This is a genomic window from Micromonospora sp. SCSIO 07396 (genome assembly GCF_053667945.1).
This window is the reverse complement of record NZ_CM132210.1, coordinates 3,017,038-3,033,743: the sequence shown is the minus strand read 5'-3', so window position 1 is coordinate 3,033,743 and position 16,706 is coordinate 3,017,038. Positions and strand designations below refer to the sequence as shown.

Annotated in this window: 12 protein-coding genes; 3 read left to right on the top strand and 9 right to left on the bottom strand. The window is 72.7% G+C overall.

Annotation, left to right across the window (positions count from 1 at the left end; genetic code table 11):
• Positions 1-6: 6 nt before the first annotated feature.
• The 4 genes from ACWCHM_RS12875 to ACWCHM_RS12860 are packed head-to-tail and all read right to left on the bottom strand — an operon-like array spanning position 7 to position 4,246.
• On the bottom strand, positions 7-1,029 hold the full coding sequence (locus ACWCHM_RS12875) for a methyltransferase (protein ID WP_454222565.1): 1,023 nt from the start codon (positions 1,027-1,029) through the stop codon (positions 7-9).
• Complete coding sequence (locus tag ACWCHM_RS12870) at positions 1,026-2,192, bottom strand: aminotransferase class V-fold PLP-dependent enzyme (protein ID WP_454222564.1); 1,167 nt, start codon at positions 2,190-2,192, stop codon at positions 1,026-1,028. The genes ACWCHM_RS12875 and ACWCHM_RS12870 overlap by 4 nt, the downstream gene beginning before the upstream one ends.
• The gene (locus ACWCHM_RS12865; RefSeq protein WP_454222563.1) at positions 2,189-3,484 is read right to left on the bottom strand and encodes a tryptophan 2,3-dioxygenase family protein; all 1,296 of its coding nucleotides are present in this window, start codon (positions 3,482-3,484) and stop codon (positions 2,189-2,191) included. The genes ACWCHM_RS12870 and ACWCHM_RS12865 overlap by 4 nt, the downstream gene beginning before the upstream one ends.
• A 57-nt stretch (positions 3,485-3,541) precedes the next feature.
• Complete coding sequence (locus ACWCHM_RS12860) at positions 3,542-4,246, bottom strand: tryptophan 2,3-dioxygenase family protein (protein ID WP_454222561.1); 705 nt, start codon at positions 4,244-4,246, stop codon at positions 3,542-3,544.
• 443 nt (positions 4,247-4,689) lie between these two features.
• On the opposite strand from ACWCHM_RS12860, the gene ACWCHM_RS12855 reads away from it, so the two are divergent.
• From ACWCHM_RS12855 to ACWCHM_RS12845, 3 genes are all read left to right on the top strand, one after another.
• Positions 4,690-5,250, top strand: a complete 561-nt coding sequence (locus ACWCHM_RS12855; protein ID WP_454222560.1) for a GNAT family N-acetyltransferase — start codon at positions 4,690-4,692, stop codon at positions 5,248-5,250.
• Between the two features lie 103 nt (positions 5,251-5,353).
• Entirely contained in the window at positions 5,354-6,304 is a 951-nt protein-coding gene (locus ACWCHM_RS12850) for a siderophore-interacting protein (protein ID WP_454223071.1), read from the top strand.
• Positions 6,305-6,497: 193 nt separating this feature from the next.
• Entirely contained in the window at positions 6,498-7,721 is a 1,224-nt protein-coding gene (locus ACWCHM_RS12845; protein WP_204960331.1) for a multidrug effflux MFS transporter, read from the top strand.
• A gap of 64 nt (positions 7,722-7,785) precedes the next feature.
• Here ACWCHM_RS12845 and ACWCHM_RS12840 read toward each other — a convergent pair whose 3' ends face one another.
• From ACWCHM_RS12840 to ACWCHM_RS12820, 5 genes are read right to left on the bottom strand one after another with little or no spacing between them, the layout of a single operon-like run.
• Positions 7,786-9,222 carry a condensation domain-containing protein gene (locus ACWCHM_RS12840; RefSeq protein ID WP_454222559.1) on the bottom strand — a complete coding sequence of 479 codons (1,437 nt, stop codon included), beginning with the start codon at positions 9,220-9,222 and terminating at the stop codon, positions 7,786-7,788.
• A 33-nt stretch (positions 9,223-9,255) separates the two neighbouring features.
• Complete coding sequence (locus ACWCHM_RS12835; RefSeq protein ID WP_454222558.1) at positions 9,256-10,596, bottom strand: MATE family efflux transporter; 1,341 nt, start codon at positions 10,594-10,596, stop codon at positions 9,256-9,258.
• A gap of 22 nt (positions 10,597-10,618) precedes the next feature.
• On the bottom strand, positions 10,619-14,209 hold the full coding sequence (locus ACWCHM_RS12830; RefSeq protein WP_454222557.1) for an SDR family NAD(P)-dependent oxidoreductase: 3,591 nt from the start codon (positions 14,207-14,209) through the stop codon (positions 10,619-10,621).
• A gap of 8 nt (positions 14,210-14,217) precedes the next feature.
• On the bottom strand, positions 14,218-15,060 hold the full coding sequence (locus ACWCHM_RS12825) for an ACP S-malonyltransferase (protein ID WP_204960069.1): 843 nt from the start codon (positions 15,058-15,060) through the stop codon (positions 14,218-14,220).
• A gap of 11 nt (positions 15,061-15,071) precedes the next feature.
• Positions 15,072-16,187 (bottom strand): ACP S-malonyltransferase, encoded by a 1,116-nt coding sequence (locus ACWCHM_RS12820; protein ID WP_204960067.1) that lies wholly within the window; start codon positions 16,185-16,187, stop codon positions 15,072-15,074.
• Positions 16,188-16,706 lie beyond the last annotated feature (519 nt).

Here is a 16,706-nt window from a genome sequence, read left to right as displayed (position 1 = left end):
CGCCGGTCACCCCGGCTTGTACGCGGTGACCAGTTCCCACCCGCCGGGCAGCACCCCTACCCGGGTGAAACCGACCTCGGCGAGCAGCCCGGTGTAGAACTCGACCTCCCGCAGCCGGCTGACGCAGCTGTCCACCCCGATCAGGAAGTAGCTCCAGAAGAACTGCACGGCCAGCCGGTCCGGGGTGCGGAACTCCTCGGCGATCAGCAGCAGCCCGCCCGGCTCCAGTGCCGCGTACGCCTGCTCGACCAGGCGGCGGGCGACGTCGTTCGGCCAGTCGTGCAGCACCCGGACGAACGCCATCGCGTCGTAGCCCGTCGGCAGCGGCCCGGCCAGGAAGTCGCCGCCGACGAAGCCCAACCGGTCGGGATGCCCCCGGTCGACCCGGGTGGCCGCCACCAGGGGCGCCACCGCCGGTAGGTTGAACACGTCGGCCCGCAGGCCGTCGGCGGTGTCGAGGATGTGCGCGGCGAGCGTGCCGTCGCCACCGCCGACGTCCAGCAGGCGTCGCCGGTCCGACCAGAGCCGGTCGGCGTGCCGGCGCAGCGTCTCGATCACCGGGCCGAGCCCGGCGGCCATGCTGCGTTCGAAGTCGGCGGTCTGCGCGTCGGTCTTCGGCGGCCAGGCGAAGTCGTCGTCGGTCATGCCGACCTCGCCACGCAGGCTCTCGGCGAGCCGGCCGTGCAGCAGCCGCCACGGGTAGCGGTCCCGGTCCCGTTCGATCGCGTCCGGGCCGACCACCGCCAGCACGGCGTCGCGCAGCCCCGGCACCGCCCGGTAGCTGGCCCCGGCGATGTCGTCGTCGGGTTCGTGGCGGGTGACGCAGCCGAGGCTCTCCAGGCAGTCGAGGAACTTGTAGAGCCGCAGCGGGCGCACCCCGAACCGGTCGGCCAGCGCGTCCAGGCGTACCGGACCGGGGTCCAGCGCGTCGAGCAGGCCGAGGGTCAGCGCGGTCTCCAGCACGTCGACGGCCTTGGGACCGTTGACGAGCAGGCTCATCAGCGCCCGGGGGGACAGGGTGACGCTCACCGGCCCAGTTCCTCGGTCAGCGCGTCCATGAACGTGTCGACCTCGTCGAGGGTGTTGTAGACGTGTGGCCCGACCCGCAGCCAGCCCCGCCAGCTGCAGATCATGTTCCGCGCGGCCAGCCGCCGCTTGACCTGCTCGCCGTCGGGGACGTCCAGGCAGACCACCCCGCCCCGGCGCTGCGGGTCGGTGGAGCTGACCACGGTGATGTCGGCCGCCGCCGCCCGGTCCAGGACCCGCTGGGTCAGCGCCAGCGAGTGCGCCCGGATCGCCCCGATCCCGACGCCCGCCAGCAGGTCCAGGCCGACCTGGGAGATCAGCGAGGTCAACGGGTACGGCGTGCCACCGGCGAAGCGTTGCGCCCCCGCCGCCCACCCGGTCGACACCCGGAAGGTCAACGCCCGGTCGCCGGCCTGCCATCCGGTCGCCGCCGGTGCCAGCCGCTCGACCAGGTCGGGGCGGACGTAGAGGAAGGCCGTGCCGGCCCCGCACAGCCACTTGTGCGCGCCGCCGAGGACGATGTCGACGCCGAGCGCGGTGACGTCCAGCGGGACCGCCCCGACGGTCTGGAACGCGTCCACCACCACCAGCGCGCCGACGTCGTGGGCGCGGGCCACCAGCCGGTCCAGGTCGATGGTGGCCCCGGAGGAGAAACTCGCATGGGGTACGCACACCAGCAGCGTCCGCTCGTCGATGCGGGCCTCGAGGGCGTCCTCGTCGAACCGGGGTCCGCCGGTGCCGACCACGTCGAGCCGCGCGCCGTAGCGGCCGAACGCGGTGCCGATGAACGGCACCGTCGGGTACTCCAGGTCGGTGGTGACGATCCGGTCGCGCGGCGGACGGTAGTCGAAGCAGGACAGCACCCGGGCCAGCAGGGTGCTCAGGTTCGCGTCGGTGACCACGCTGCCCGGGGGCGCGCCGAGCAGCGCGGCGACCGCGTCGGCGTACCGGTCGAGGCCGACGTGCCAGCCCTGCCACACGTCGTCGCGCCAGTCGCGCAGGGTCGCCCAGTAGTCGGCGAGCACCCGTTCGACGCCCCGGGGTGCCGCGCCGGTGGAGTTGTTGTTCAGGTAGACGCAGGTTTCCAGCACCGGGAACTCGGCGCGCAGGGCGGCGTGTGCGGTGCTGTCCAGGCAACGCGCCGGGTGGGTTGCGGGTGCGCTCACTCGCAGCAGCCTCCGATCGGTTCGGTCCGGGGTGGACGGTTCTCGGTGGACACGGTGGTGAAGACCGGGACGGCGCGGACGGCCGCCAGGTAGGGGGTGCCCTCGGTGTAGCCGGTGCCGGAGCGGGCGCCGAGCATCCGGATCGCCAACCGGTGGTGGGTGCGACGCCAGGTCAGCACCGCCTCGGCGAAGGCGGCCATCTGCTGCCGTACCCGGTCGAGGTCGGGCCCGCGCAGCGATCCGGCGTGGACCGCCGCGCGGTAGGCCCGGTCGATCGACGGCTGGCCGGCCCGCACCACCTCGCGTACCTCAGGCACCGACAGGTACGCGGCGGAGTCCAACCGCTCCGCCTCCGGTGTTCGGCACAGCGACTCCATGATCTTGTACGAGCGGGACTGGATGGCGCTGGCCCCCTCGGTGTACTCGCGGAAGGTCCGGAACGCCGCCGGTTGCATGGTGGCCAGCAGGGAGAACAGCCCGCCGGCACCGCTGATCAGCTCCCTGGCGTACGCCAGCCGGCTGGCGGCCGGGCGGGGCCGGCCCGTGTCCAACGCGACGATCGCGCCCCACAGTTCCTCGGCGACCCCGGCGAAGACGCACTCGTACGCCTGGAGCACCCGGATGAACAGGTACTCGTCGTGGGAGACGTAGACCGGCAGCATGCTCAACCGCAGGGCGCGTTCCCGGCCGGGGTCGCGGCCGGTGACGGCGAGCCGGTGCAGCGCCACCGCTGCCGCGACCGGGTCCTGCCCGGTGCCCGCCCCGGCGTGACCGAGCCGGGCCAGGGCTGCCGCGACGGCGCGTACCCCGAGCCGGCACCGCTTGGCCGCCAGCGCCGGGCCCGGCCGCTGCTCGGGGAGCAGGTCGATGGCGTCGGTCGAGGCGGCCAGTTCGAAGGCGAGGGCGTCGGCGACGAGGTCGACCAGGAGCCTGTCGCGTTCCCACCGCCCGCTGCCCGGCCCGGCCCGGTCGACCTCGTCGGCCGCCCGCCCGACCGGTCCGGTCTCCGGGGACGCGGTGGGCAGGGGGAGCAGGGGCAGAGCCAGATAGCTGCGGTAGTCGTATCGGGCGTCCCACTTGTCGAGCGCCACGTCGAGGAAGGCGGACAACTCGCGGGCGGGGGTGGCCCGGGCGTTCACCCGGGCGCGGGCCTGGTCCAGCTGGACGAGAAGTTGCTTTTTGACGAAGTGTTTACCGACGCGATGAAATTCGGTGACCACTGCATGGTAGGGAAATTGCTCGGGATCGGCCGTACCGGACGACCAGCTCGTCAGCTCATGCACGAACCGCACCTCGGAGGGGTATGTGTCAGGGGGAGCGCCGACGATTTCTTCGAGTGGCGCGGCTCGTCATGCCTCGGTGGTGCCCGAATGCGCCGACACCGGGACGCCGACGCCCGTCCGGCCCGGGTGCAGCTCGGGGAAGAACCGGTGCCCGAGGAGCTTGGCGAGCACGGTCGCCGCGCTGCCCGGGGTGCCGTCGGGGGCGTGCCCGCCGACCTGTAGGGCGACCTCGTAGTGACGCGCCCGCCACCGGTGGACCTGTTCGTCCCAGGCGATCATCGCGGCGGCGAGCCGCCGGGTCGGGTCGTCCGGGGCCAGCGCGTCGAGCCGGCCGCCCCGGGTGGCGAGGTGCCCGGCGAAGGCCCGGCCGAGCTGTCGGCTCACCGTCGCGGCCTGCCGCCAGCCGGGCGACTCGGCACCGGATCCGTTGCCCAGCGCGGGTTGCATCGTCTGGAAGTCGACAGGCGACAGGTGCCGGAACATCTCCAACTGGTCGGTGACCAGCCGCACCGCGAGCGTCGCGCGGGCCAGCAGCGCCGCCGCCCCGGCCGGGTCGGCGGCCCCGGTCCGCCCGACGGCGGCGGTCAGCTCGGCCCCGGCCAGCTTCAGCCACAGCTCGGCGGACTGGTGCACCACCTGGAAGAGCAACTCGTCGCGGTGGAGCACCTCCTCCGGGCGGCGTTGCAGGGCGAGCAGCTCGTCGGTGCGCATGTAACGGGCGTAGTCCGTGGAGCCGTCGCCCGGCAGCACCGGTGACTGGTCACGTTTCACGGCTGTCCCTTCGGTAAACGCCGGCGCGCACCGGGATCGGCACTCGACAACGGCAATTATTCAACGACGAACAGCAATGTGTCACCCCCTGTTCCACAAATAGTGAGCCTCGGCCTGCCGAGCAAAAGTCCGCCTTTGCCGCCGGGCATGGGTGTGCTAACAGAACAAATTACGTGAGTCAATACCGGGGGATGCCTGACGCGTCACAGGTGTGACCGCCCTGGATGCGGTGGCCGATCGCCGGTGGTTGGGCGCGGTATTCCGGTGTCGCCGTTGCGGTGTCGCCGTCGGCGCGCGGGGGCTTGCGGCGGGAAGATTGCTCCGGGTGCTCGTTTGCGTACTTTCCGAAGTTGTGGTGAGGTCTGCCTGACTCGTCGCCGACGGTGTCGTTTCGACAGCGAAAAGTGACGGCCCGGTCGGGCCCGTCGCCCGGAAGGAGTGCCATGACCACCACGCCGACCTCCACCTCGTGCCGGGTCGACGGGTTCGGAGAGGTGTCCATCCGGCCGGTGGACCCCGACCGGGACGTCGCGGTGATCCACGACTGGGTGACCCGGGAGCGGTCCCGGTTCTGGGGCATGGGCGGGGCCAGCCGGGAGCGGGTCCGGGAGATCTACGCGTACCTCGACTCACTGACCACCCACCATGCCTACCTGGTCCACCGCAACGGCCGGCCGGCGGCGCTGTTCCAGACCTACGAGCCGGCGGCCGACCCGGTCGGCCACTGCTACGACGTACGCCCCGGTGACTTCGGCATCCACCTGCTCATCGGCCCGCCGGACGGTGGGCGGGAGCCCGGCTTCACCGGGGTGCTCCTCGACGTCTTCCTGGCGTTCGTGCTGGCCGACCCGACCCGGCTGCGGATCGTGGCCGAGCCGGACGCCCGCAACGCCCGCGCCATCGACCGGCTGGTCCGCGCCGGCTTCGTGCCGGGGCCGGAGATCGACCTGCCGGAGAAGCGGGCCCGGTTGCTCTTCCTCGACCGCGCCACCGGGGCCCGCTGACCAGGGTCGGGGCTGCCCGGTGGGGTGGCGACGTGCCCCGAACGGGGGGTGGGTGACCCGGGTCGCCATTCATCTTCCTGGTTAGGTTAGCCTCGCCTATGTGATTGGTGATCGAGTTCGCCCGGCAGGGGAGCGGCACCGCCCCACCGGCACCGCGACCCTGCCCGTCGCCCCCTGGCGGCTGTTCGACGTGCAGGTACGCGCGGCGCGTCGGCTCAGCCCGTCGTTCCTGCGGGTCACCTTCACCGGCCCGGACCTCGACCGGTTCGCCGACAACGGGTACGACCAGCGGATCAAGCTGGTGCTGCCGCTGCCCGGCCGACCCGGTGTCCACCTGCCCGGCGGCGACGACTGGTACACCCACTGGCGCGCCCTGCCCGAGCAGGAGCGCTGGCCGATCCGCACGTACACCGTCCGGGCGGTCCGGCCGCACCTGGCCGAGGTGGACGTGGACCTGGTGCTGCACGGCGACCACGGCCCGGCCGGCCGGTGGGCGCTGCGGGTCCGCCCCGGCGACGAGGCCGGTCTGCTCGGACCCGACGCCGGCTACGACGGCGAGCACGGCGGCATCGAGTTCCGCCCGCCGCCCGCCGGCCGCCTGCTGCTGGCCGGTGACGAGACCGCCGTGCCCGCGATCAGCGCCATCCTGGAACGCCTGCCCCTCGACGCCCGGGGCGAGGTGCTGCTGGAGGTGCCGGACCCGGCCGACGTCCTGCCGGTGTCCGCCCCACCCGGCGTCACCGTCAGCTGGCTGGCCCGGGCCGGCGGCGGACACGGCAGCCGGCTGCTGCCCGCCGTGGCCGCGGCGGCACAGCGGCTGCTGACCCGCACCGCCACGGTGCCCGCCGCAGCGGTCGTCGACGTCGACGTCGACGTGGCCCCGCTGTGGGAGGTGCCGACCCCGACCGCGCCCGTGCCCGTCTACGCCTGGCTGGCCGGGGAGGCCGGTGTCATCCGCGCCCTGCGCCGGCACCTCGTCGCCGAGCGGGGCATGGACCGCCACGCCGTCGCCTTCATGGGGTACTGGCGGCAGGGGCGCGTGGACCCGGCCTGAGCCGTGACCATCGGCTGTGACCCGCGTTACCTCTCGGTGGAGCGGGAATCAGACCAGCGGGTCCGGATTTGAAGCCAGGTGTGACAGTCGTACCGTCTCACGCCCGGCCGCACCACGACCGGGCGGAGCTTCCCCGATGACCGACCTCGCCCACGACCGGCTGGCCAAGGTCGCGCCGACGCCCGGAGACCTGATGACCCGCCGGCAGCGGGTCCGGCTCGTCCTCGTCCTCGGCTCGCTGATCGCCATCGGCCCGCTGACCATCGACATGTACCTGCCGGCGCTGCCCGCCATCGCCGCCGACCTGATGACCACCTCGGCGGCGGTCCAGCTGACCCTCACCGGCACGCTGGCCGGGCTCGCCCTCGGTCAACTGCTGATCGGGCCGCTCTCCGACGCCGTCGGCCGCCGGGGCCCGCTGATCGCCGGCCTCGCCCTGCACGTCGTGGCGTCGGCGCTCTGCGTCGTCGCCCAGCACATCGTCGTCCTCGGCGCGCTGCGGGTGGTGCAGGGCCTCGGTGTCGCCGCCGCCACGGTGGTCGCGATGGCGGTGCTGCGGGACCTGTTCAGCGGCACCGCCTTCGCCACCCTGCTGTCCCGGCTGCTGCTGGTGATGGGCGCCGCCCCCGTCCTCGCCCCGACCCTCGGCGGCGGGGTGCTGCGCTGGACCGACTGGCGGGGTGTCTTCGTGACCCTGGCCGTCTTCGGTGTGCTGCTCGTCGTGGTCGCCGTGATCGGCCTGCCCGAGACCCTGCCCGCCGAGCGCCGCCAACGCGGCGGCGCGTGGTCGACGGTGAGCCTGTACGGCTCGCTGCTGCGCGACCGGACCTTCGTGGGGCTGGTCGTGGTCGCCGGGCTGGCCATGGCGGCGCTGTTCGCGTACGTGGCCGGCTCGTCGTTCGTCCTCCAGGAGAGGTACGGGCTCGACGAGCAGCAGTTCGGACTGGCGTTCGGGGCGGGAGCGGTGGGCCTGATCGGCGCCGCCCAGTACAACGTACGGCTGCTGCGCCGCTACTCGCCGCAGCGCATCCTGGTCACCTCGCTGAGCATCGGGACCCTGGCCGGGCTGGCCCTGCTGGCCTTCGCCGCGACCGGGTTCGGTGGGCTGCCCGCCCTGCTGGTGACGCTGTGGGTGGTGCTCGCGGCGGCCGGACTGGCGATGCCCAACGCCCCGGCGCTGGCGCTGTCCCGCCACGGTGAGGCCGCCGGCACCGCCTCGGCCCTGCTCGGCGCGGTGCAGTTCGGCGTCGGCGCGGTGGCCGCCCCGATGGTGGGGGTGCTGGGCAACGGCGCGGTGGCGATGGCGCTGGTCGTGGCCGGGGGCATGGTGGCGGCGCTGGCGGTGCTGTTCCTCGTGGTCCGCCCGTCGCGGCTCGCCGACCTGGAACCGCCCTCGGCGGTCGTCGTCGTGCACTGACGAGGCCGGCCGGACCATTCGCCCCGTTGCCCGGTCGCGAACGAGGCGGTCGGGGCGGGGACGGTCACGGGGTGTGCGGAGGGCCGGGGACCTCGCAGAGCCGGTGGCTGTCGAAGATCTCCGTCACCCGGCGCAGGCTGACGTCGTCCCGGGCCAGTTCGACGGCGACCTGCTCCACGGCGTACAGGAAACCCCTGATGTCGGCGGGGGCGAGCAGGGCGGTGTCGGCCATCAGCGACAGGTGGATCCGCTCGGCGGTGCCGCTCGCGTCGACGTACAACGGCATCGCCTCGGCGGCGGCCCGCTGCGGCCACGCGAAGGTGGTCGTCGCGGCCAGCCCGGCCAACACCTGCGGGTCCGGCACCGGGCCGGCGGGTCGCGGTTGCAGCGACCACCTGTCGTTGAACTGCCCGCCGACCGGCAGGGGCCGCCCGGCGGCCTCGGCGGCGGCGCGGGCCACCTGAGCGGCGGCCCGGCCGTCGTGGCGGGCGTGCCGCATCGCCGCCCCCATCGCGGCACGGGCGTGCCCGACCAGGTCACCGACGCTGTCGCCGGAGACCTCCATGGCGGTACGGACCGCCTGGTTGAGGCTGGTCACGGTGTATCGCAGCTCCGGTTCCACCCGGTTGCTCTGCATGATGTCCAGCGGATAGACCGGCGTGGCGCAGAACGTGCGCACCAGCGCGTTGACGACGGCCAGCAGGGTGACCGACGTGGTGGTGCGCAGCCGTCGGGCGGCCAGCCGCAGGGCCACAGCGGCGGCGTCGGAGGCGAGTTCACCGCGCCAGTACCGGGGGCCGGCCGGGGTGACCCGCCCGGGCAGCGGATCCGCCGGCAGGCGGCGGAGCTGCTGACGCAGGTGCGCCAGCGCGTCGACGTTGAGGCGTTGCCCGTCCGGGGAGCGTTCGAAGACGGCCAGGTCGACCGGCTGCACCGCCGGTCGGGCCGGCGGCGGGGCGTCGCCGTCGGTCCTGGCCCGCAGCAGCGCGGCCAGCTCGGCGGCCAGCAGATCCGCGCCGAGGTGGTCCGCCGCCAGGTGGGACACGGCGAACATCAGCAGCACGGGGATGCCCTCGTGGGTGGCGACCGCGAACCGGATCGGCAGCTCGGTGTCGTGGGCGAACGGCCGGGTGCCGGCCCGGCCCAGACAGTCGGTGACGATGTCGGCGAAGCTGACCGGGTCACCGTCGGGCCGGTCCACGACCTCGACCTCGACCACGCCCTCGCCGAGGACGTGCTGGCTGCCCTGGCCGTCGACCCCCGGCGGGAAGAGCGTCCGCAGCGACTCGTGCCGCTGGAGCAGGTGGGAGAGCTGCGCCAGCACGTCGTCGACCTCCAGCAGCAGGGGTACGTCCAGCCACCGGGTCAGCACGAAGAACGGCTTCATCTCCGGCAGCCACTGTCGCAGGACGTCCCAGGTGCCCTGCTGGCCCCAGGTCAGGTGGGCGGTCCGGCTGCGGCCCGCGTGGAACGTCACCTCGGCGGTGCGGTGCGTGATCAATGGGGGTCCTCACGGGCGGGGATGGGCGGGGCATCAGGTCGCGGCGGGCACCGCCGCCGGCGCGGGCCGGACGAACAGCACCCGCCGCAGGCAGAACACGCTGTAGGTCAGCCCGGCCGTCCAACTGGCCACCACCGCCCACATCACGGCGTCGATGCCGAACGGTCCGTTGAGCAGCCAGGCGAACGGGATCTGTACGGCGACGAAGGCGATGAGCGTGCAGATCAGCGGTGCGGTCGTCCGGCCGGCACCGTTGAGGTAGCCGTGGATGACCACCATGGCGGTGTAGAGGAGCAGGAACGGATAGATGATCGCCAGGTAGCGTCCGGTCAGCTCCCGGGTGGCCGGATCGTCGGTGAACAGCGCGGCGAGCGGGGCGCGGGCGACCAGCACCACCCCGGCGACCAGCACCGACAGCACGGCCGTCAACCGCAGCGTGCGCAGCAGCCCCGTGCGGGCCCGGGCCAGTTCCCCCGCGCCGAGGTTCTGCGCGGCGAAGGCGGTCACCGCCCCCGAGAAGTCGAGGAACAGGATGCCGGTGAACAACTCGATCCGGGAGACGATCGTGAACGCGGCGAGGACCACCTCCCCGTAGGACTGGATGATCCCGACCAGCACCATGATCCCGACGGCGAGCACGATGTGCTGACTGGCCAGGGGCAGGCCCAGCCGGGCGGCGTCGACGAGTTCCCGGCGCAGGGCCGGCCGTGGCCCGCCGCGCCGCACCGGATGGGCGCGCGCCGCCCAGACCAGCCCGACCACCAGGGCCACCGTGCTGGCCACGGCGGTGGCCAACGCCGCGCCGACCACACCCCCGTCGAGGACGGCGACGAAGACCAGCACCAGGACGACGTTGGCGATGCTGCCGACGCCCTGCACCCACATCGCCGACCGGGAGTCACCCAGCCCACGGAAGTAGGCGCTGACCGCGGCGCTGCCGAAGATCCCGGGGAAGCCGAGCGCCAGGGTGCCGAAGAACCGGGCCGAGTCGGCGGCGAGCCGTCCGTCGATGCCCATCACCGCCAGCGCCGGATCGACCAGCAGCGTCGCCAGGATCACACAACCGACGGACCAGACGACCGTGAGCAGGGTGAGAGCGGCGACCACGTCGCGGCGACGGTCGACCTGCTGACCGCCGGTCAGGTGAGCCAACCGGATGGTGAACGCCGTGCCCAGCCCGATGAACATGGCGTTGAGCAGATAGAACAGGGGCCCGCAGGCGCCCACCACGGCCAGCCCCTCGACTCCGACGTAACGGCCGACGACGACGCTGTCGACCAGCAGGTAGCCCTGTTGCAGCAGGTTCGCCGCGGTCAGCGGCAGGGCGAAGCCGACGATGCGCCGCAGCGCCGGCCCGGTAGTCATGTCCGACATGCCACCCTCCGATCGGTGTCGTTCAGGAGGCGGTTTCCGCGAAGGCGACCAGGTCCTCGACGTGGTACGCGATCTCGGCGACGGTCCGGTCGGCGAGCAGGTCCGCGACGTCGTACTGCACGTCGTGCCGGACGGCGATGGTGTTGGCCACCGAGGCGGCCATGATGGAGTCGCCGCCCAGGTCGAAGAAATCCGCCTCGATGTCGAGCGTCGGATAGCCGAAGGCGAGGGCGAGACACTGCGCGACGGACCGCTCGACGTCGGTGTACCCGCCCTCCGGCCGGCCCGCCAACTCGACGCCCACCGCGTCGACGGTGGCCCTGATCTTGTCGGCGGCCTGTCGCAGCCGCTGCTCCAACGCCTGCATCTCCTTCTCGACCTTCGCGTCGATTTCGGTGGAGAGCCGTACGTCGTAGGAACGCAGCAGGTGGATCAGCTCCCCCCGGTAGTGCAGCTCCCCGGCGAAGAGTCGGGACCGGCCGGAGCGCAGGCCCGCGTCGAGGACGTCCAGCGCGACCCGGGTGGGCAGGGCCCGGAACATGGTGTCGCCGCTGGTGCCGTGGTCGACGGCCATGCCGATCTCCTTCCACGCGACCCAGTCCAGCGCGATCACGTGGGTCGGCCCGCCGGCCCGGCTGCGGGCCACGTTGTCCAGGTAGTAGTTGGCCGCCGCGTAGTCGGCCTGGCCGGGGGCGGGGAACACCGAGGCCACCGACGAGAAGTGCACGACGAAGTCCGGCCGGTCGTCGCCGGTGAGCTGGTCGAGCAGGAACGCGGCGTGCAGCTTCGCCCGGACCACCGCGTCGAAGTCGGCGAGGTCCCGGAACATGACGGTGCTGCCACCGGGTAGGCCGGCGGCGTGCACGATGCCGTCGATGCGGCCGTGTTCGTCCCGGACGTCGGCCACCGCGGCGGCCAGCGCGTCCGGGTCACCGGCGTCGGCGGCCACCACCCGCACCCGCGCGCCGAGTTCCTCCAGCTCCCGCACCGCGCGTACCCGTGTCGCGCGGGCGTCGCCGGCCGGCGCGGCCAGCAGCTCCCGCCACTGGTCGCGGGGCGGCAGACCGGAGCGGCTGAGCAGCACCAGGGTCACGTCGGGCTGCCGGGTGGCGAAGGCGTGGGCGACGGCCAGGCCGAGCGCGCCGGTGCCGCCGGTGACCAGGTAGGTGCCGCCCGGCCGCAGGTAGCTCTGCGGACCGTCGGTGTCGACCTGCGGCACCTCCACGAAGACCTCGTGCAGGCGTCGCCCGTCGCGCCACAGGAACACCCCGTGTTCGGGGGAGAGGATCTCCGCCCGGACCGCGTCGGGCGACACACCCGGGTCGACGTCGAGGTGGGTGACCCCGAGGTACGGGTACTCCCGGCCGATCACCTTGCCGAAGCCGACCAGCGCGCCGTTCTCCACCACCACGTCGGGTTCCCCGTCGTGGGCGCAGACCGCGCGTCGGGTGAGCACCGTCAGCTCCAGCTTGACGCCGGCCGCCATCAACGCCTTGGTCAGCTGGAACAGGCTGTGCAGGTTCTTGCCGGTCCGCAGGTCGAGCCCGGCGAGGTCGGCGGCGGGGTTGGCGTCGAAGCCGAGCGCGTGCACCAGGTGGGTGACGCCGTCGTCGTCGACCAGCTGGGCGATCTCGGCGAAGGACTCCACCGAGCGGGCGTCGAAGGGCGCGCCGCCGGGGCGTACCGGCTCGCCGAGCCGCAGCACCCGCAGGTCGTCCAGTCCGGCCGCGGCGAGCAACCGCCCGGCGTCGGTGTCCGGGTCGACCAGGGCCAGCACCCGTGCCCCGGACGTCGCCGGAACCGGGTCGGGGGCGGGGGCGAACACGACGTCGTGGGTGACCGGGTGCTCCTCCTCGACGGTGCCCAGGGACAGCTGCGCCCGCCAGGTGTCGGGGAACTGCACCCACGCGGGGGTGGTGTCGAAGGCGTACCCGGGAAGCCTGACGATCCGGCGGTTGCCGTCGGCGAGTCGACGCCAGTCCACCGGCGCGCCGGCCAGGTAGCGGCGGGCCTCGTCGCCCAGCGGGCCGTCCGGCGGCGGCGACGCCCCGTCGGCCAGCGAGGCGACCAGTTGCCGGCGCAGATCGGCGACGTCGTGGACGACGAACGCCGCCCGGTGCCGGTGCCCGCTGCGCGAGACCTGGCTGGTGTGGCAGACGTCGGCGATGTCGACGCCGTCGAGGCCGGCGGCGTCGATGAACCGCACGTACCGCTCGCCGAGGCGGACCAGGGACTTCAGGGTGGCCGCGCTGAGGGTGAACAGGAACGGTCCCGGGCCGGCGGGGGCCGCCGGTGCCTGCGCGACGTACTCCTCCAGCACGACGTGGGCGTTGGTGCCGCCGAGGCCGAAGGCGCTGACCCCGCAGCGGCGTGGGCCGTCGGGGGACTCCCACGGCCGCAGGCTGGTGGAGACGTACAGCGGCCCGGCGGCGAAGTCGAGCTTCGGGTTGGGGTTCTTGAAGTTGGCCTGCGGCGGGATCATCCGGTTGCGCAGCACCGCGATGGCCTTGATCAGGCCGATCACCCCGGAGCCCTCGAACAGGTGCCCCACGTTGGCCTTGACGGTGCCGACCGCGCAGAACCCCCGGTCGCCGGTGTACCGGGCGAAGGCGCGTTTCATCCCCTCGTGCTCGATCGGGTCACCGACCCGGGTGGCGGTGCCGTGGGCCTCCAGGTAGCCGAGGGTCCGGGGGTGCACGCCCGCGTTGCGCCAGGCGGCGTCGAGCAGGTCGGCCTGCGAGTCGGAGTCGGGGTTGGTGATGCCCTCGGTGTTGCCGTCGTGGTTGACCGCGCTGCCCTTGATCACCGCGTAGATCCGGTCGCCGTCCGCGAGCGCCTGCGACATCCGCTTGAGCACGACCGCACCGGACCCCTCGCCGAAGCCGGTGCCGTCGGCGGCCTCGTCGAAGGTGCGGGTGACCCCGTCGGAGGACTCGATGCCGATGTTGGAGTGCGGGTGCTTGACGGGGGAGAAGACGATCCGGGCGCCGCCGACCACCGCCATCTCGCAGTCGCCGGCGAGCAGCGCGTTCTTGGCCTGGTGCACGGCGACCAGGGTGGCCGAGCAGGCGGTGTCCACCACCAGGCTCGGGCCGCGCAGATCCAGCAAATGCGACAGCCGGTTCGCCAGCATCGCCGGGATGTTGCCGGTGATGGCCTGCTGGCCGTTGTTCGGGTCGACCCGGCAGATGTAGTCCAGATAGGTCGAGCCGGGGTTGACCGCGAAACCGACGAACACCCCCGTCCGGCTGCCGCGGAGCCGGTCGAAACCGTAACCGGCGTCCTCGAAGGCGAGGAACATGGCCCGCATGACCATTCGATGGTGCGGGTCGGTCAGCGTGGCCTGTCGGGGATTCATTCCGAACACGGTGTGGTCGAAGGTGTCGACCTCGTCGAGGAAACAACCGTTGTGATATTCGACGTCCGGCTCGTTCACCGGTTCGATGCTCGTCGCCCGGAGATATTTGATGTATTCGGCCAGCTTTTCCCGGCGGTTCGTGGGAAACGGTCGGGTGAGACTCGCCCCGGAACTGATGATCTGCCAGAAGGTGTCGAGGTCGTCGGCCCCGGGCACCTCGACCGACAGGCCGACGACCGCGATATCCGTGTCCATGCGGTGAATCACCTCTCCGCGATGCGGGTGAGAAATGCGCTGAGGGTCTTGCCGTTGACCTCGTCGAACCCGGTGACGCCGGCCGCGCGCAGGGTGGTGACCGCCCGGACCCACTCCACGGGGGTGGACAGCTGCCGGGCGAGCAGTTCGGCGGCGCGGTCGGTGTCGAAGACGTCCCCGGTGACCCCGGAGACCACGGGGGTGTGCCCGGGGGCGAAGTCGCAGCCGTCCAGGACGGCCCGGAACCGTTGCTCCGCCGCCGCCATCAGCGGGGTGTGGAAGGGGCCGCTGACGTTGAGCGGGACGACCCGGGCCCCGGGCAGCGCGCCGATCGCCTTGGCGGCGACGGCCAGTTCGGCGCGGTCCCCGGCGATCGTGCTCTGGGTGTCGGCGTTGAGGTTCGCCACGAACACCCGGGGCAGGCCGGTCTCGGTCAACGCCCGCCTGACGAACGACACCGGCAGGCCCTGCACCGCCGACATGCCCCCGCCGGTGACCTGGGACATCAGCTCGGCTCGCCGGTCGACCAGCCGCAGGGCGACGTCGAGGTCGAGCACCCCGGCCGCGACCAGCGCGTTGTACTCGCCGAGGCTGTGGCCGGCGAAGTACCGGTAGTGCCCGGGTCGTTCAGTGATCACCTGCTGCGCGAGCAGGGCGTTGACGAAGAACACCGCGGGCTGGGCGTAACGGGTGTCGCGCAGGCGTCGGTGCGGGTCCCGGGTGCACAGCTCCTCGATGGACCAGCCGAGGATCTCGTCGGCCCTGGCGGTGGCCTCGGGGAACAGGCCGAACAGGTCGGCGCCCATGCCGCGGCGCTGCACCCCCTGGCCCGGGAACAGTAGACAGTGCACGTGGTGTCCTTTCACGGTCGCCGGGAGGCTCGTCGGATCGACTCGAAGCGCAGCGTCCGGCCGCCGAGGCACTCCCTGGTGAACCGGCGGGCGGCGGGGCCGGGGCCACAGTCCAGCACGGTGGTGATGCCGGCGTCGGTGACGGCGTGGACGCTGGCGGTCGCCCAGTCGACCGGGCGGACCAGCACCTGCTCGACGAACTCGTCGAGCAGGTCGGCGTCGGGCGGCAGGGTCCGGGGGGCGTCCGCCGCGTACACGGGTATCCGCAGCTCACCGGCGGCGGGCAGGGGGCCGACGAAGGTCCGGTCCCGGCGTACCTGGTCGGCGGCGGCGGCCAGGTGCGGGCTGTGGAACGGCAGGGTGTTGGTGAGGAACGTCCACGTCGCCGCGCCGCCGCGGAACACCGCCTCGTGGTGGGCGTGGAAGTGCAGCAGGTCCTCGGTGTGCCCGCTGAGCACACCGGTGGTGGGGGTGTTGACCAGGCCGACCGCTACCGACCGGCCGGTGTCGCGCCGGTAGCGGTCGACCAGGGCGGCGAGATCCGCCCGGGAGGGGCCGCTGACCAGCGCCATCGGTCCGGGTCGCTGCCGTGGGTCGCCGGTGGTGGCGTACTGCTCGGTCAGCTCGGTGGGCACCTGGCGGCCGGTGGTGGCCTGGTGCCCCCGGGCGAGGCTCAACGCGACCAGCTTGAGCGAGGTCTCGGCCAGGGCGAGGAAGGCGTCCGTCCGCTTCGGTCGCAGGCCGGCGACGATGGCCGCCTGGAGCCCGATGCTGTGCCCGATGGCGGCGGTGACGGTGTCGAGGGCGGCCCGCCGGGGTTGCAGGTCGCACAGCTGGATCAGGTGGACGCAGATCCCGGCGACGACCGAGTCGTCGGTGCCGGTGGGCGGCGCGGTGGCGGGGGCGGTCAACCACCGGCGCAGCCGGCTCCCGGCGGGGACGACCGGTTCGGGTACGGGGCCCAGATGCTCCCGCAGGTCGTCGAGGGCCCGGAACATGCGGTCGAAGAAGAGTGCGTTCTCCGGTTGCGCGTGCAGCGTGCCGAGGAGGGGGAGCAGGTTTCCCTGGTGGCCACCTATTCCGTCGAAAAGGGCCAGGGTGCGCCAGGAAGGGGTGAGTATTTCCACGGGGATTCCTTGTGGGTCGGGTGGAATGCGTGCGCGGTTGACCCGACACGACGGGCAGCGGAAATGCTGCGTCGATTGCCGACGGCTGGCGGCTGATTCTGGCGGTGTTTATCTCGTCGGTGGAACTTGCACCGGGAACAATATGCGACCCATCGCGCATGGTCAATAGCTCGGTCATGTAGTGCGAACCGCCTGCCGGTGAACGGCCGTTTTTGCAGCTCAGTCGGCTTTGTGTGGCCCGAGGTGACCCGGTGTGACGAAACAATTGTCAGGCAGGAGTGTTTTGTCCCGCCGGTTCTTGTATGTGTGGCGAACCCCGTACGAATTTAACTGTCGCGTCACCGTTCATAAACTTGGTTGTGCCTACGGTGACCGGTTTCCGGGGTGCGCGGGCGGGCCGGCCCGCCCGCCGGGGGTGCGGGCCGGGAGCGCAGACGACGAACGGGGCGGGCCCGAAGGCCCGCCCCGCCGCTTGTTGGCGACTACCAGAGGATTTGAACCCCTAGACCACATCTGCAA

What these genes read in the sequence shown, in the direction of transcription:
- ACWCHM_RS12845 (WP_204960331.1), top strand. Translation starts at nt 6,498, where the DNA reads ATGACCCGCCGGCAGCGGGTCCGGCTCGTCCTCGTCCTCGGCTCGCTG.
- ACWCHM_RS12855 (WP_454222560.1), top strand. Translation starts at nt 4,690, where the DNA reads ATGACCACCACGCCGACCTCCACCTCGTGCCGGGTCGACGGGTTCGGA.
- ACWCHM_RS12830 (WP_454222557.1), bottom strand. Translation starts at nt 14,209, where the DNA reads ATGGACACGGATATCGCGGTCGTCGGCCTGTCGGTCGAGGTGCCCGGG.
- ACWCHM_RS12835 (WP_454222558.1), bottom strand. Translation starts at nt 10,596, where the DNA reads ATGTCGGACATGACTACCGGGCCGGCGCTGCGGCGCATCGTCGGCTTC.